The 15,222-nt window shown below is 56.4% G+C and carries 14 protein-coding genes and 1 pseudogene; 5 read left to right on the plus strand and 10 right to left on the minus strand.

Features of this window, described 5'->3' with window-relative positions; all coding sequences use genetic code 11:
• Window positions 1-119 precede the first annotated feature (119 nt).
• Window positions 120-281 (plus strand): YtzI protein, encoded by a 162-nt coding sequence (gene ytzI / locus I656_RS18230; RefSeq protein ID WP_015375668.1) that lies wholly within the window; start codon window positions 120-122, stop codon window positions 279-281.
• A gap of 22 nt (window positions 282-303) precedes the next feature.
• Here the strand turns inward: ytzI and I656_RS02440 are convergent, their stop codons facing one another.
• The gene (locus tag I656_RS02440; protein ID WP_011232335.1) at window positions 304-780 is read right to left on the minus strand and encodes an S-ribosylhomocysteine lyase; all 477 of its coding nucleotides are present in this window, start codon (window positions 778-780) and stop codon (window positions 304-306) included.
• A 213-nt stretch (window positions 781-993) separates the two neighbouring features.
• Here I656_RS02440 and yidD point away from each other — a divergent pair, with 213 nt between their 5' ends.
• Window positions 994-1,239 (plus strand): membrane protein insertion efficiency factor YidD, encoded by a 246-nt coding sequence (gene yidD, locus I656_RS02435; RefSeq protein ID WP_011232336.1) that lies wholly within the window; start codon window positions 994-996, stop codon window positions 1,237-1,239.
• A 103-nt stretch (window positions 1,240-1,342) separates the two neighbouring features.
• Window positions 1,343-2,330 (plus strand): annotated as a pseudogene (locus I656_RS0116590) (metal ABC transporter substrate-binding protein).
• A gap of 283 nt (window positions 2,331-2,613) precedes the next feature.
• Here the strand turns inward: I656_RS0116590 and I656_RS02430 are convergent.
• From I656_RS02430 to I656_RS02415, 4 genes are all read right to left on the minus strand, one after another.
• Window positions 2,614-4,572 carry a beta-propeller fold lactonase family protein gene (locus I656_RS02430; protein ID WP_015375670.1) on the minus strand — a complete coding sequence of 653 codons (1,959 nt, stop codon included), beginning with the start codon at window positions 4,570-4,572 and terminating at the stop codon, window positions 2,614-2,616.
• 96 nt (window positions 4,573-4,668) lie between these two features.
• A complete protein-coding gene (locus I656_RS02425) occupies window positions 4,669-6,747 on the minus strand; it encodes a hypothetical protein (protein ID WP_015375671.1) in 2,079 nt (692 codons plus the stop codon).
• Between the two features lie 145 nt (window positions 6,748-6,892).
• The gene (locus I656_RS02420) at window positions 6,893-7,381 is read right to left on the minus strand and encodes a hypothetical protein (RefSeq protein ID WP_015375672.1); all 489 of its coding nucleotides are present in this window, start codon (window positions 7,379-7,381) and stop codon (window positions 6,893-6,895) included.
• 18 nt (window positions 7,382-7,399) lie between these two features.
• A complete protein-coding gene (locus I656_RS02415) occupies window positions 7,400-7,690 on the minus strand; it encodes a DUF2325 domain-containing protein (RefSeq protein WP_013524471.1) in 291 nt (96 codons plus the stop codon).
• Window positions 7,691-8,015: 325 nt separating this feature from the next.
• Here I656_RS02415 and I656_RS18235 point away from each other — a divergent pair, with 325 nt between their 5' ends.
• Both I656_RS18235 and I656_RS0116595 read left to right on the plus strand, forming a co-directional pair.
• Complete coding sequence (locus tag I656_RS18235; RefSeq protein WP_015375674.1) at window positions 8,016-8,177, plus strand: DUF1540 domain-containing protein; 162 nt, start codon at window positions 8,016-8,018, stop codon at window positions 8,175-8,177.
• Window positions 8,178-8,242: 65 nt separating this feature from the next.
• On the plus strand, window positions 8,243-8,440 hold the full coding sequence (locus tag I656_RS0116595; protein WP_015731616.1) for a hypothetical protein: 198 nt from the start codon (window positions 8,243-8,245) through the stop codon (window positions 8,438-8,440).
• Between the two features lie 306 nt (window positions 8,441-8,746).
• On the opposite strand, the gene I656_RS02410 is transcribed toward I656_RS0116595, so the two are convergent.
• The 5 genes from I656_RS02410 to I656_RS02390 form a co-directional block, all read right to left on the minus strand.
• The gene (locus I656_RS02410; protein WP_020756402.1) at window positions 8,747-10,219 is read right to left on the minus strand and encodes an o-succinylbenzoate--CoA ligase; all 1,473 of its coding nucleotides are present in this window, start codon (window positions 10,217-10,219) and stop codon (window positions 8,747-8,749) included.
• A 105-nt stretch (window positions 10,220-10,324) separates the two neighbouring features.
• Window positions 10,325-11,143, minus strand: a complete 819-nt coding sequence (menB, locus tag I656_RS02405; RefSeq protein ID WP_011232345.1) for a 1,4-dihydroxy-2-naphthoyl-CoA synthase — start codon at window positions 11,141-11,143, stop codon at window positions 10,325-10,327.
• Window positions 11,144-11,956, minus strand: coding sequence for a 2-succinyl-6-hydroxy-2,4-cyclohexadiene-1-carboxylate synthase (menH, locus tag I656_RS02400; RefSeq protein ID WP_033006475.1), 813 nt, complete (start codon window positions 11,954-11,956; stop codon window positions 11,144-11,146).
• A gap of 11 nt (window positions 11,957-11,967) precedes the next feature.
• Window positions 11,968-13,701 (minus strand): 2-succinyl-5-enolpyruvyl-6-hydroxy-3-cyclohexene-1-carboxylic-acid synthase, encoded by a 1,734-nt coding sequence (gene menD, locus I656_RS02395; RefSeq protein ID WP_015375677.1) that lies wholly within the window; start codon window positions 13,699-13,701, stop codon window positions 11,968-11,970.
• Window positions 13,694-15,070 carry an isochorismate synthase MenF gene (locus tag I656_RS02390; RefSeq protein WP_033006477.1) on the minus strand — a complete coding sequence of 459 codons (1,377 nt, stop codon included), beginning with the start codon at window positions 15,068-15,070 and terminating at the stop codon, window positions 13,694-13,696. Before I656_RS02390 ends, menD begins: the two co-directional genes overlap by 8 nt.
• Window positions 15,071-15,222: the final 152 nt, after the last annotated feature.

Raw genomic sequence — 15,222 nt, forward strand, 5'->3', positions numbered from 1 at the left:
GCGCGAAATAGAGATGAAACATGGAAAACGTGTCGATGGATAGCTTGCCCGATTTCACCGGAAATATGAACGCCAGCTCTGCCAGATATGGTATAATAAAAAGAAAAAAGGCGGGCGTCATGATGTACTGGACCTTGATCGTTTGCCTCATCATCGCCGCTGTCGTTCTCGTGCTGGCGGTCGTCACGACGTCCAAAGCGTATGCCTACAAGCATACGGTCGATCCGCACCCGAATGAACACGGCGGCGAACAACAAGCCGGCCCGAAGCAGCCGCAGTAGCGGCGCGGGGCTGGCTTGTTCATCAACCAAACACCTTTTTCAACTCTTCTTTCTCTTGCGAAAGCCAAAAGCGCATCAGCTGTTTGGCCGCCTCTAGATCATGCAGCTTCGCTTGGCCGCATTGCCGCTCGGTCGCGGCTGGCACTTCCGTCGCGGCGAGCGCGTCCTTCATGGCTTCTTCCAACAAATCAATGATCTCGTCCACGGTCGGCGAGCCGCTCACGACAAGATAAAACCCGGTTTGGCAACCCATAGGCGAGATGTCGATAATATCGAAATGATCATATTTGGCCGCATGTCGGCGCAGCGTATACGCCAACAGATGTTCGAGCGTATGAATCGCGGCCGGGTCCATCGCTTCTTTGTTCGGCTGGCAAAAGCGAATGTCAAACTTATTGACGACGCCGTCACTGCCGACTTTGTGAACGCCGCAATGCCGAACGTACGGCGCTTTGACCGCGCAATGGTCCAATTCAAAGCTTTCCACCGGTGAAGGCATGTCAATCACTCCTAGCTATTTTGATCCTCTTTCTTTATCATAACCAAAACGAGGGGCGTCCCGCATCTTTTTTGCCTCTCGCTTGGCGTCTATGCCCAAAAAGCAAGGTCTGGGCGAGCGCCCCCATTCCGAGCGAACGACAGTCGTTTTGCTTGAACAAAAGAAAGGTTTGTTCTATTGTAATCATGATGATCACAGAAAGGAGAACTGGGCATGGGCCAATGGCTGATTTGGTGCATCCGCTTTTATCAACGCTTCCTTTCTCCGCTCAAGCCGCCGACATGCCGCTTTTATCCGACCTGCTCGAACTATGGCATCGAAGCGATCCGGCGCTTTGGCGCCATAAAAGGGGGATGGCTGACGGCGAAGCGCATTTTGAAATGCCATCCGTTCCATCCGGGCGGTTTTGATCCCGTTCCTGAATCATCAGAACACGCGAAAAGAAACAAAATCACTTAATGGCCTTGCCATTTGCTTTATTTTTTTGTATGATCGATCTTGTAAATCGTAATGATTACGATATAATAAATGCGGACATCTTGATTCCAGAAAGGAGTTCAACATGAGAGCAACGTCCATCATTTTGTCTTTCCTTTTGGCGACGAGCGCCTTGCTATACGGCTGTCAATCGAAGCCAGAAACAAAAGAGGGCCAAACATCGAACGATCAGCTAACGATTTATACAACCGTCTATCCGCTTGAAGACTTTACGAAAAAAATCGGCGGCGACGCCGTGAACGTCAAAAGCGTTTACCCGCCGGGAGTGGAAGCCCATACGTTCGAACCGACAACCAAAACCGTGCAGCAGATTGCCGATGCGGACGCCTTCATTTACATTGGCCACGGGATGGAACCGTTCGCCGAAAAACTGCAGGAAACATTACAAAATGAGCACGTCCGATTTCTCGTTGCTACAAACGGCATCGAATTGCTTGAATCGAACCATGAACAGGAGCATGCGCATGGCGAAGGGCACAAAGACGAACACGGAGAGGGACATGAGAAAGAACATGGCCATGAACACGGAGACAAAGATCCTCACGTATGGCTTGACCCCATCCGCTCCATTGCGATCGCCAAGAACATCCGCGATTTGCTGATTGAACTGAAACCTGAAAAAAAAAGACCTGTTTATGCAAAACTTTGAAACGTTAAAGATGAAACTCGAGCGCCTTGACGGGCAATTCCGTTCAACAGTGGAGAAAGCTCCTAGAAAAGAGATACTCGTTTCCCATCAAGCCTACGGATATTGGGAAGACCGCTACGGAATCAAACAGCTGAGCGTTTCCGGGCTTTCTCCGAGCAACGAACCATCGCAAAAAGAGCTGACTCAGCTCATCCAGACAGCCAAACAGCATCACATCCGCTATGTCATTTTCGAACAAAATGTTCATCCCAAAACGGCGGAAGTGATTCAGAACGAAATCGGCGCCAAGCCGCTCCGTCTGCATAACTTGGAATCGCTGACCGATGAAGATCGAAAAGCCCACAAAGATTACTTTTCCCTTATGGCCGAGAATCTCCGCGTGCTGCAAAAAGCCCTTCATTGAAATACAACCGCCTGCCTCTTTCGATTGAGGCAGGCGGTTTCGTTTCCTTTTCCCCATCCGGATACATTCCGGGCGCTGTTTGCCTCCTACATCGTGGGCTTTCTCATTTTGTTTCCCGGCTTCGTCTATTTCTGGCGTTTGTTTATGCACGATAAGCGCTATGTACGGCCAAAATAACAAGGAAAAAGGTGTCCCCAACACGCGTGGGACACCTTCCTTTATGACGGTGCTATCTTCTGCCCTGCAGAAAGAAAAGCCCCCTTTTCCTCACCCATCACTCTCACTATTGCAGCGAGCGGACATAGGCCGCAATGGCCGCAATTTCTCCCGGCGTCAATGTTTGCACTTCTTTCGTCCGATGGCGCCGGATTGCTTCCTCGATCGTTTTCGCGCTGCCGTCATGCAAATACGGGGCTGTCGCCCATACGCCGCGCAGCGTCGGCGTATCCCACTGCTTGGGCGTCCGCGGGTTTGTGAACCGGGCGCGGGCGTCGCCTTTGGAGGCGCGGTCCTTCGGATTGGCCGTGCCGATGTCGTGCAAGTAGGCGGTATTGGCAGTCGTCAATTTCCCGTCCGGCCCGACCGCCTTGACGCTGTCGGTGAAATACTCGCCCCCATGGCAGCTTAAGCAATTCCCTTTCCCGTTAAACAGGCGCTCCCCTTCCTTCGCTTCCGCCGTCAAGCTGCCGTCGCGGTTCCGGTACGGGCTTTTCGGCACGGGGAACGAGCGCGGGTCGTTCAAGTAGGCGAGAATGGCGTCAAACATATGCTGGACGTTCGGCGGCAGCGGCTTGGACGGGTCGATCGCCGTCATGCCGCCCATCTCGCCTTGCACGGTATGAATGTAGTCGGTAAAATCGTCGCGCGACCCATCCCACATAAACAGCCCGGTTTTCGTCGCCAAAATATTGCTCGGCACGTTGCGCGGCCCTTTCGCCGTCATGAGCGTCAAGCCGTTGATGTCGCCGTCGCTATGGCACGAAGCGCAGCTCATCCAATTGTTCCCTGTGATGTTGATGGCAAACTCGTCGCTGTTGGCGCTGTAAAAGATCGTTTTTCCTTCACGCACGAGCGGGGAGAGCGAATCTTTCGCAATGAGGCGGATCGTGCCATCTTCCTGCTTCGCTTTCGCATATGGGCTTTTTCCTCCGGTTTTGATCACGGCCAAATCATGGCTCATGGCGTTGTGGACGTAAAGCGTCTTCCCATCCGGCGAAATCGCGATCCCGCGCGGATTGTTGCCGTGGATGCGGCGCAAAATTTGCGTCGCCTTGCCGCCGCGTCGCAAGTCAAAGACGACGAGGTCCTCGCTTCCAGACATGACCGCGTACGCTTTGCCGCCGTCCGGGGAAAACGCCACATCGTACGGATTGGAGACGATGATCGTCTCGTTATGAACATCCGTGACATTGATCGCGGCAAACAGCTCTTTCCGCTCGTCCGGCAACTCAACGTCTTTCGTTGCATCAATGACCGAGATGGCCGGAAAGACCGTTTCCTCAAATTGGATCGGCGTATCGATGTTCGTCAATAAGTGCGGAATATACGCTTTTTTGCCGTCCGAGGCGATGACGATTTGCTCAAGCGTGTTCGGAACGCCTTGGCTCTTTTTTCGATCGGCTTTGTCCGGCGACGGGGCGAGGGCGATTTCCTTGACCGCCCGCCGTTTCTTTGTGTCAATCACGGTGACTTTGGCCGCCAAATATTGCGTCACGTACAGCTTCCTTCCGTCCGCTGTCAGCGCCAGCGCCCGCGGCCGATCGCCCGCTTGGATGTCTTTCGTCCGCTTCCCGCTCTCGGCGTCAAACACCGAGACCGTGCCCGAGCGGTAGTTGGCGACATATACTTCCGCCCCATCCGGACTGGTGACGATGCCGAACGGCTCGATCCCCGTTTTCCAACGGTCGACGACTTTCCGCTTGTCAAGCGACACGACGTCCACTTCATCATCGTACATGCAGGAAACATACAGTGTCCGTCCATCCGGGCTGAGCGCCAGCTGGCGCGGTTCGCGGCCGACGGGAATTTCCGCTTCCTTCGTTTTCGTTTTCGCGTTGATGATTGTCACTGTATCCACATCGATGTTGGCGGTGTAGACATAGCGCCCGTCGCTGCTTACGGCGATGTTGTCGCCGTGCGCCGGGGCATGTCTGACCACTTTCGGCTGCTCATGCCATGCCTTTTCGTCCTGACAGCCGGCCAACAGCGTGGCGATCGCCGCGGCGAACCACCATTTTCGCATTTCAATATTCCCCCGTTTTTTCACGAAAATGATAACCATCCTCAATTTTACAAAGAAAAGCGGCGAATCTCAATCGTATTCGCCGCTTTCTTTCTGTTATTTGTTGGCGGATCCAACGTTGACCTTGACCGTCCGCAACACCGGCGCCACGCCGTATGGGCCGCCGGCCGCCTGCACTTGCGGGACATGGTCATGATCGGTGTTGCCCAATTTTTTCCCTTTGATGTAGACATCTCCCGTATCCCAAAACTCGCTTGCCTGCATCCCTTCCTGAAGCGTCGGGCCGTCGACGATTCGGTCGTAAAAGTCGACGTAGCGGGAGATGATCGTTTCGCGGTCAAGGGATTTCGCCGTCTCATCCGCTTGGTCGTTGTTCAAGTTTTGCAAGGCCACGCGGAACACCCCCGACAACGCGCCGGCGAGCCACGGGGTGTACTTGTCCTCTTTTTCTCCCGTATGGTACACGTGCCATTTTTGATCCCAAAAATGTTTGTTCATTGCCTCATAAACACGGCGCGCCGCATCGCGGTATGCTTCGTCTTTCGTCGCCAAAAATGCCGCCGTCAGCCCGCGGATCGCGCCAAGCTGGGCAAGAAGCGTCGGCTCGTCTTGATCCGGCCCTTGGCCGATCGTATAGCCGTTTTCGACAAGTCCGTCTTTTCGCATCAAGTTGTGCATGATAAAATCCGCTTGCCGGCGGATGAGCTCGAGCGCCCGCTTTCCTTCCGGCGTGCCGAGCCCTTTGGCGCTCTCTCCGCTCGCATAGCCGACCGGCATCCCGTCAATCGCCCGTTCGAAGATGCGGAGCGCTTCCATTGTATAGCCGGCTTGGAACGTATCGACCCGATTTCCTTGCGTTCGCCCGTCATGTTCGGTCACAAACGCGCCCGCTTTTTCATTGAAATGCATGGCATCGATGTTGCGAAACACTTGCAGCAGCACGTCGCGGTTGACGGAATACGGGTCGTCGGCCACGCGGTCGTTCGCCGTCGTCGCGTCAAGGTTTTCCTTTGGCGCGCTTGGGAACGGTTTTCCGTCAAACACGGCCAAAAACGCGGGGTTTTGGTTTTTGTTTTCCGGCCGCTGGTCGGTCATGCCGAAAAACTCCGCCGCCGGCCATAGCATGAGCCATTGGTCCTCAAGCAAGCTGCGGGGATCTTTGACGACCAACTTCGCCGCATCCGGCGCCAGCTCGCTTCCCCCTTCAGCCACTTCCACCGCGTGCGGCAAATAGACAAATCCCCCGCTTGGGTTGTAGCGGCTGCCGGCTGCCTTCGTCAACGCCTGTTGCTTCGCATCATAAAATAAATGGTCACGGATAAAAGCCAGCTTGTTCCATATTTGTTCCGTCAAAATCATCCCTTGCATCCCGTCGGCGGAGCTGACGCCAAGAGCGATGTTCCCGCTTTGATCGTCGTTTGGCGTTTTCGCCTCCACCTCTTCATCGCTGTCTTTTTGATGAAAATTCCCCAAAAAGTCGCCGGCCCAAAGCGCTTGCTTCAAAAAGACGCCGCCGTAAGCCGATGGCGTGAGCACTTTGTCCATTTTTCCGCGATCCCAGCGAAGCGATTGGAAATCGACTTGATAGACGGGAACATATGTACCGTCATCATTTTCCGCATACACGCCCGTGTCAACCTTTTGTGCATAATGCGGATCGCCGCCGGCGTACTCGATGAAGGTTGGGAACATGTTGCGGAAAAGTTCCTCGCGCGGATAGCCGACGCTGTCCGCAAGCTCATAAAAACGGTCGGCGAGCGCCTGATCGGCTGGCTGATGCCGCTGTTCGGCCCGCTGCTTCGCGATCGGGCCGTTGATGAGATGAAGCCCCAGCCCTGACTTTTCCGTCACTTCGTACATCGCCTCTTCGGAATACTCGTATGACTCGATGCCAGCCGTATAGTCGAATTTCGTCGGTTTATCAGGTTTTCTCGCGTCAAGGGTGTCCAAATCAAGCCCGAGCCCTTCAGCGAGCGGTTCGCCCGAAAGTTCAAATTCCGAGTAGGCAAACATATTGCCGGCCGTATCAAAATGATCGTCCGCCACCGGCACGTGCAGGCGCGGCGCTTCCGATGAACGGCCGTTCTCTTTCTCCCCGACGGCGGAACAGCCGGACGCCAAAAGCAGCGAGGCCGCCGCCGACGTGGCCATGACTTTCCAAGGCATGCGTTTCATGGCTTGCTCCTCCATTTTTAAAATAACGATTTTCATTCTCACTAACGTTTATTATACGCCGTCCCTTCCTCTTTGTTCAAGCCAAAATTGATTCGACAACGCTTTGCCTATAAAACGGCGCTTTTCATGCCTGTGGTCCTTCCATTCAAGCCGAAAGCCACTCAACGCGGCGTCCGCCCGTCCATAAAAAGCAGCATTCCAGTTCGTTCGGGCAACATCCGATCGCGTCCCTGCATAAGGACGACGCCGTTTCTTTGCATCGCCGAATGGCTTCCTCTTCCTCGCACCACAGCAGCACACGAACCCGGTCGCGGTAAACGATGTACAACGCTCGATCCGCCTCTTCCCCCAATCCGCCGTCCGCCAACAATAGCGGCTTGCACGCCGCCTCTTCCATCGAACCAAAAAACTGCAGCAAATGATCCGTCACCTTGGCCAACACTAGTGCATAATGCAACGGCGTCGGAAACATCGACAAAGGAAGGAGCGAACGGTGCTGATCAATCAGCCGGAGCAAGCAAAGCGGAGACCGCAGCGAAGGCGCGGTGTCGCAATACGCTTGAATGACGCGGCGAAGAAACCGGCGCAGCGCACACGGCCAGACATCCAACGTCTCGTGATGGATAGGCACCATGGCTCGCCTCCTGTTTGTTCATGCATGTTTTTCCAGCTGCTCCAACACGGCGTTGATCGAGCTCCATGACCGTTTCGCAAAATAAATAGGCTTGTCTTTGCTTTTCGCCTTCTCTTTCACTTTCTTCGCCAAATTATGGTTCACGTAATCGATCATGACCAATATGGCGTCGACATGCTCCGGAATGTCGCGTTTCACCATATTCACTTTTCGTCCATTGAGATGAATGATTTCCCGGAATCCGGAACGCTCCAATTTATCGGTAATATGGCCTAAATGATCCGCTCCAACGACAAGAAGCGATGCCATCATAAAATCCTCCTTTGTTCTCTTCTTTTTTCTCTTTTATTTTAATTGAGAATGATTTTCTGTGTCAATTAAAATAAGAAAGATTTTCATCTATTTTTAGGCCATGATGTCCTCTTCAACAGCGGCACGAGGCAAACACCATTTCTGCACGAAGCCCTTCTTTCCATTTGGGACAGCGTGAAGCAACGGGCGCAACGGAAGCTGTCGATTGCCCCTGCCTCCGTTGATCCCAAGCGGGAGTCTTCTCGGTTAGAGATGGATAAAATGCCTGCAAATGCGTCAAACTATAGATGCGGGCGATTTCATCACGACAAGGGGGATGACCATGGCGAAAGATGTTCTTTGCGAAGTGCGCAACTGTCGTTATTGGGCAGAAGGGAATCGCTGCAGCGCTGAAGCCATTTACGTGGTCAGCCATGCCGGAAACATGGCGTCTGATTCCACGGAAACAGACTGCAAAACGTTTGTTCCGGCCCATGAAGCATAATGCGAGACCAACGAGGCGCTGCCCGGCCGACCGGGCGGCGCTTGCATCGTTCGAGGGGGATGACGATGGACAAACGCGCCAGCCTCATTCAAGCGCTGCAAACGGAAATGAAGCGGGCCGCTTTAGGAACATACCCAGCTTGCATCGACTCCTTCGCCCGTTTGTGGGATTATGAGTTCGGTTCGTTTGATCAGCTCCCACCTGAGATTGAACGGCTCGTCGCCCATCGGGCCGCTGAACTCGGGTGGATGGATGACGTTTGAGGGCCGTCCATTTCGAAACCAACGCCAGATGGAGTAAAAAACATCGTTGGATGGCCATCCCTATGTTTCCATCTGCGCGATGGAAATCGGCCGTGCAAGGGATGACGTTTGACTGCCGTCCTCCAACAGGGGACAAAGCGGATGGATGAAGCTGGATCGCAGCGGTCTAAAAGCAAGGGCTTCGATTCGGCGAACGCCATGCCTCCCGGTCGGAACGCCGCAGGAATGGCAGCGGCAAAAAGGCAGGAAACTCGGCCTAGGCGAGTTCCTGCCTTTTCTGCTTCCGAACAGATGTTTCTACTCCTATCAAAATGTTTGTTCTGTTTTTGGAATGAGCCTTTTCAGTTCGCGGCGCAGCAGTTTTTGCGCGGCGTTGCGCGGCAGTTCGTCGACGAAGTAAATGCGGGCCGGCACTTTATATTTCGCCAGCCGCTCGCGGCAAAACGCGCGAAGGGCCGCTTCGTCTGGCGACGCTCCGCGTTTCAGGCGGACGAACGCATACGGCACTTGCCCCCACGTTTCATCCTCGACGCCCGTCACCCCGGCTTCTTCCACATCGGGATGCGACAGCAGCACCGCCTCCACCTCAGCGGGATAGACGTTTTCGCCGCCGGAAATGATCAAGTCAGAACGGCGGTCAAGGACGTACAAAAATCCCTCTTCATCAATATAGCCGATATCGCCGGTAAAAAACCAGCCGCCGCGGATCGCTTGCGCCGTCGCTTCCGGGCGATGCAAGTATCCTTTTGTCACATTCGGCCCTTTGACGACAATTTCTCCCGCTTCATGCGGCGCAGCCGGCTTTTCGTCTTTTAGGATGCAAAGCTCCGCCGGAAAAAGCGGCTTGCCGGCCGAACCGAGCTTCGTCAAACTGTATTCCGGCGCGAGCGTTGCGATTTGCGACGCCGTTTCCGTCATCCCGTACGTCTGGTACACCGGAATGCCTTTTTCTTTGCACGCCTCAAGCAGCGGGCGCGGCGCCGGCCCGCCCCCTAGCAGCATGCAGCGGAACGTATCGGGGTAGCGCGCTTCCCCGAGCTCCGATATCATCCGCTGAAGCATGGCAGCCACGACCGACATGATCGTCACGTCGCCGCGCATGATCCATTCGTTCGCTTCCTTCGGGTCGAATGACGTTTGCAGCCGCATCGGTATGCCGTAAATGACGCTGCGCATGGCGATCGACAGGCCGCTGATATGAAACAGCGGCACGGCGGCCAGCCAGCAGTCGCGCTCATGCAACCCTAAATTGAGCGCCGAACCGACGGCGCTCCACCAATGATTGCCGTACGTTTGCAAGACGCCTTTCGGAGTGCCGGTCGTCCCGGACGTATACATGATCGTGGCGGTTTCCTCCAAATCGCATGTTTCCTTGAAGGAAACGTCCGCTTCGGGCAACGCGGCCAACGCACCGACGGTCAGAACGCGCCCGTCGCCGTCAAGACTCCCGGCCAGCTCCTCATCGGCGATGACAAGCCGCGCGCCGCTGTCATCCAGCTGCCAGCCAAGCTCATAGGACGTCAGGCGCACGTTTTGCAGCAGGACGCGGGCGCCGAGAAAAAACAACGCATGGATGATCTCGATCATCTCGATGCGATTTTTCATCAGCAAGGCGACAATATCTCCTTCCTTGACGCCCGCCCGCGCGAGGCGCCGCGCCCAGACGGCAGCCGCTTCATACAGCTCGGCAAACGTTTTGGTCCGCCGCCCGTCGCTCACGGCGATTCGCTCCGGGGTTAAAAACGCCCGCTGCTTCAGCCAGTTTGGCATCGTTGTCATCTAGCGTTCCTCCTTTCTTGCCGCTCTCGCCCATCGGCCATCATTCCTCGCTTTGAAAAAGCGGCAAAAAGCAGCTTGATTCTTCATCAAGCTGCTTTATTCCCATCACGGAAAGCGCGGGAATTGGCTGAAGTCCGGCTTCCGTTTTTCTTTGAACGCCCGCATGCCTTCCTTCGCCTCTTCGGTCGTGTAGAAGAGAAGCGTCGCGTCGCCGGCGAGCTGTTGGATGCCGGCCAAGCCATCGGAGTCGGCGTTGAACGCCGCTTTTAAGAAGCGAATGGCCGTCGGGCTTTTCTCCAAAATTTCCTGCGCCCATTTGACCGTTTCTTCTTCAAGCTGCTCAAGCGGCACGACTTTGTTGACCAGCCCCATTTCGAGCGCTTCTTGCGCCGTGTACTGACGGCATAAATACCAAATTTCCCGCGCCTTTTTATGGCCGACGATGCGGGCCAAATAGCCGGCGCCATAGCCGCCGTCAAAGCTTCCCACTTTCGGCCCGGTTTGGCCGAAGATGGCGTTGTCCGCGGCGATCGTCAAATCGCAGACGACATGAAGCACATGCCCGCCGCCAATGGCGTAGCCGGCGACCATCGCAATAACCGGCTTCGGAATGACGCGGATGAGCCGTTGCAAATCAAGCACATTGAGGCGCGGAATTTCATCCTCGCCGACATAGCCGCCATGGCCGCGCACTTTTTGGTCCCCGCCCGAGCAAAACGCCTTGCCGCCGGCGCCGGTCAAAATGATGACGCCGATATTCGAATCATCGCGCGCTTTCGTAAACGCATCGATCATCTCGTTCACCGTTTTCGGCCGAAACGCGTTATGTACTTCCGGACGGTTGATCGTAATTTTGGCGATGCCGTTGTACGTTTCGTAAATAATATCCTCATAGTCGTACTGCTTCACCCATTCAAACGGCATTTACACTTCCCCCTTTGTCATGAATTCACTTACTATTTTAGCAAAAATGCCGGGCTGTTCCACGTGAATTGCATGTCCGGCTTCTTTTACACAGATAAGTTCGCTGTTGGGCAGCCGCTCGTGCATTTGGGCAGCGATGCGGCAAAACTTCTCATCGTGCTCCCCGCAAACAAGGAGCACAGGCATGGCAAGTTCGCCAAGCCGCTCCCAAAACGACGGCTGCACGCCGGTCCCCATCCCGCGCAAACTGTTGGCAAGCCCCGTTGCCGTATGACGGAGCCGCTCGCGGCGAATCGCCGCCCGCACCGAATCCGGAAGCGCCTGCTGAGTGGCAAACAGCGGGATTTTTTCCCAATCATCGACAAAAGCACGGACGCCTTCCGTTTCGATCTTTCGCGCCAACGCCTCATCCGCTTCCCGCCGCGCGCGCCGCTCCTCCTCTGTCTTCAAGCCGGGCGAACTGCTTTCCAGCACTAAGCGGCGAACGCGGTGCGGATGCCAAACGGCGAACGCCAACGCGAGCCGGCCGCCCATCGAGTAGCCGAGCACGTTCACTTGTTCGACGCCCCATTCGTCAAGGAGCGCCGCCAAGTCAGCCGCCGCGTGTTCGATCCGATACCGTCGGGCGTCCTTTGGCGCCTCGGTCCGCCCATGGCCCAACAAGTCGACGGCCATCACACGGAAGTCCGGCCAAAACGGGGCGAGCGGCCGCCACGTGTCCGCGCTGCCCGTAAACCCGTGAAGCAACAGAAGCGGCTCTCCTTCTCCGTATTGTTCCGCATGGTAACAAACCCCATTCACCATCATGGTCATGCCAATCCTCTTCATTCGAGACATTTCGCGATTTCCCGGGCAACCTCGTTCCACAACAATCGATGCATTCGGACATTTTCCGCGCGCGACGTGCGCACTTCAATGACATGAAGCCCGCCTGACGACAGCGATTCCGATACATGGCGGCGGAACTCCGCCCAATTGTGCGGCACCGTATGGCGGCCGCCGTACATCTCGACGGCGTGGGCAAACGACAAATCCGTCGGCGTGCCAAACAGCGTTTCAAACGCCCCTTTATGGCGCGCCTGCGGCAAAAACGAGAAAATGCCGCCGCCGTTGTTGTTCAACAACACAATGGTAGCTGACAACGAATGCATCTTCGCCGCCAACAAGCCATTTAAATCGTGGTAAAACGACAAGTCGCCGATCACCAGCACAAGCGGGTTCGCGGCAACGCTTGCGCCCAAGGCGCTCGAGACGACTCCGTCAATGCCGTTGGCGCCGCGGTTGGCCAAAACGCGAAGCGGCTTGTCCGTCGCAAAGAGAAACGTATCCGCATCGCGAATCGGCATGCTGTTGCCGACAAACAGCGCCGCCCCGGCTGGAAGCAAATCGGCAAGCTCCGTGAACACGTTCCCTTCAAACCATTCTTCTTTCGGCAGATGGCGCTCAAGCGCCGCGCGGGCGATCGCGTTCATCTCGCGCCATATCGCCGACCACGCGCTTTTGTTTTCTTTCGGTTTCGCCCATTCAAGAAGCTGGCGGCAAAGAATCCATTCATCACTCTGAACGAAGCTGTCCGCGGACAACGTCGGATCACGCCAGCCGCCGTCGTCGACAACAATTTGACGAATCGCGCGATGGCGCTTGAGCCATAAAAAGAGCGGCTTCGACACCGGCATGGCGCCGAACCGAAGCACCACATCCGGAACAAGCTTGGAAGCGGCGGTTTCCTCCCGCAATATGGCGTCATAGCTGTCCAGCACGTACGTTTTGTCATGCGTACCGGCGCGCAACTGGGAAAGCGGATCGGCCAAAATCGGAAAATCAAGCGCCCGCGCCAACTCGGTGACCGCCTCGGCAAACCCAGGGCGATCGAGCGGCCCGCAGACGATCAACCCGCGTTCCGCCGCCGATAGCTGCTCATACAGCGCCGATACGCTCTCTTGCGGCAGCGCTGGGCGGCCGCGCCATACTTGCGGCGCTCTCGAAACGGACCGCACCCGCTCCCAAACCGCCTCATCGATATGCGGGACAAGCGGCTCGCGAAACGGCGCGTTCACATGCACAGGCCCGCACGGTGCACCGGCGGCCGTTTGGACGGCTCTTGCCGCCATCGTCCGCGCGTATCGCAGCATATCATCCGCCTCTTCCGGCAGCGCCAAGTCCACAAACCACTTGGCGTAGCGTCCGTATAAGTGCAGCTGATCAATCGCCTGCGGCGCCCCGACATCGCGCAGTTCATGCGGCCGGTCGGCCGTCAGCACCACGAGCGGCACGCGCGAATAGTATGCCTCGACAACCGCGGGCCCATAGTTGGCCGCCGCCGTTCCGGACGTGCATACGAGCGCGACCGGACGCTGCTTCGCTTTCGCCAAGCCGAGGGCGAAAAACGCGGCCGACCGCTCATCGATATTCATATATAGTCGAAGGCCAGGGTGGGCCGCCATCGCCATCGCAAGCGGCGTCGAGCGCGAACCGGGGCTGATCACCGCCTCCGCCACCCCGGCCTGCGCCAATCCGTCCACCAATGCCGCTACATAAACAGACAAGGCATCAGCCATCGTTCATCACTCCCAACGCCGATAACATCGGAGCCATTTTCACATTTGTCTCTTCATATTCGCTGTTTGGGTCGGAATCGGCGACAATGCCGCAGCCGGCAAATAGCATGGCTTCCTTCCCGGCGAGCAAGGCGGAGCGAATGGCGACCGCCCATTCCCCATTGCCTTCGCCATCCACCCAGCCGATCGGCGCTGCATACCATCCGCGGTCAAGCGGCTCAAGGGCGCGGATCACCTCCAGCGCCCGATCGCGCGGCGTTCCGCCGAGCGCGGGTGTCGGATGCATCATTTCCACTAAGCGGAGCACCGAGCGCTCGCGGCAGCCACGGCCGACAACCGGAGTGCATAAATGCTGGATGTGCGGCAGCTTGAGCAGCTGCGGCGCGGGCGGCATCTCGACCGTCTCGCAGACGGAAGAAAACAAGCGACCGATCATTTGCACAACAAACTGATGTTCTTCGTTGTTTTTTCGATCTGCCCGCAGCCAAGCGCCAAGCCGCTCGTCTTCCTCCATAGCGGCCCCGCGGCGCACCGATCCGGCGAGGCAAACCGACCGGCACATTTTCCCTTCTTTTTGGACAAGCTGCTCAGGGGAAGCCCCGATAAAACAGCGGCCGTCCTGTTCAAACGCAAAAATGTAAGCAAACGGCTGCTGCTCGCGAAGCCGCTGGAGTACGGCCGCGGCATCCAACGTTTTGGCAAACGCCAGGCGCCGAGCGCGGGCGAGCACCACCTTGTCCAACGCCCCCGCCCGAATCGAGGCGATCGCTTCGCGAACAGCCGCCAACCATCGTTCTTTCTCTTCTTCTTCGTCTGACACAAGGCGCGGAAGCCGCTTTGGAGCGGCCATAGGGTCGCTGATCCGCTCAAGCAAGCGCCCGACCCGCTCCCAGTCCCGTCCTCTTTTGTCCGTTGGGACGGTGACGGTCAACGTCGTTTTGCCGTTTCTTACGGCAAGAAGCGCGGCCGGCGCCACGAGCTTCCCGGCCGGAAAGCCGCGCCACATGTCGGTGCCCGGCCGATAGGGGTCAAACGAAAATCCGCCAAACAATAACGGCGGCGCATCGGCCGCGCCGTATGGCTCCATCTCCTTCTCCCATCGGCGCCGGCCCGCTTCCACGTCATCAAACCGGCTGTCGGCCTTCTCCGTTTCGATCGCATAAACGGAGCCGAGGCCGACCAATATCGTGCCTCCGGTTCGATCCGCCCAAAAAAACCGTTCGCGGAAGCCGCATGACGGCCCTTGCATAAAAAAAGAAACCGGATCAACGCCCTCCCACGGTTCCGTCCAGCTGACAAACGGCCGCCCTGCATTCACCGCCAATCTATGCAATTGTTGCTGCAGGTGATGTCGAAATCCAATCGCCACGTTCCTCACGCTTTCTGTCGTAAAATTCCCCCTCCATCCCCACTTCCCATTATAATATAATAGGAAATCATTTATCTATCGGGAAGGGTTGACATGCTTTCAACGTTTGCCTACACTTATTTTGGACATAAACGAATGACATTTTCACAGAA

This window comes from Geobacillus sp. WSUCF1 (assembly GCF_000422025.1).
In the GTDB taxonomy this organism is placed as follows: domain Bacteria; phylum Bacillota; class Bacilli; order Bacillales; family Anoxybacillaceae; genus Geobacillus; species Geobacillus zalihae.

Excerpts from the sequence above, each read along its gene's own strand:
- ytzI (WP_015375668.1), top strand. The coding sequence starts at position 120 with ATGATGTACTGGACCTTGATCGTTTGCCTCATCATCGCCGCTGTCGTT.
- I656_RS02440 (WP_011232335.1), bottom strand. The coding sequence starts at position 780 with ATGCCTTCACCGGTGGAAAGCTTTGAATTGGACCATTGCGCGGTCAAA.
- yidD (WP_011232336.1), top strand. The coding sequence starts at position 994 with ATGGGCCAATGGCTGATTTGGTGCATCCGCTTTTATCAACGCTTCCTT.
- I656_RS02430 (WP_015375670.1), bottom strand. The coding sequence starts at position 4,572 with ATGCGAAAATGGTGGTTCGCCGCGGCGATCGCCACGCTGTTGGCCGGC.
- I656_RS02425 (WP_015375671.1), bottom strand. The coding sequence starts at position 6,747 with ATGAAACGCATGCCTTGGAAAGTCATGGCCACGTCGGCGGCGGCCTCG.
- I656_RS02420 (WP_015375672.1), bottom strand. The coding sequence starts at position 7,381 with ATGGTGCCTATCCATCACGAGACGTTGGATGTCTGGCCGTGTGCGCTG.
- I656_RS02415 (WP_013524471.1), bottom strand. The coding sequence starts at position 7,690 with ATGGCATCGCTTCTTGTCGTTGGAGCGGATCATTTAGGCCATATTACC.
- I656_RS18235 (WP_015375674.1), top strand. The coding sequence starts at position 8,016 with ATGGCGAAAGATGTTCTTTGCGAAGTGCGCAACTGTCGTTATTGGGCA.
- I656_RS0116595 (WP_015731616.1), top strand. The coding sequence starts at position 8,243 with ATGGACAAACGCGCCAGCCTCATTCAAGCGCTGCAAACGGAAATGAAG.
- I656_RS02410 (WP_020756402.1), bottom strand. The coding sequence starts at position 10,219 with ATGACAACGATGCCAAACTGGCTGAAGCAGCGGGCGTTTTTAACCCCG.
- menB (WP_011232345.1), bottom strand. The coding sequence starts at position 11,143 with ATGCCGTTTGAATGGGTGAAGCAGTACGACTATGAGGATATTATTTAC.
- menH (WP_033006475.1), bottom strand. The coding sequence starts at position 11,956 with ATGACCATGATGGTGAATGGGGTTTGTTACCATGCGGAACAATACGGA.
- menD (WP_015375677.1), bottom strand. The coding sequence starts at position 13,701 with ATGGCTGATGCCTTGTCTGTTTATGTAGCGGCATTGGTGGACGGATTG.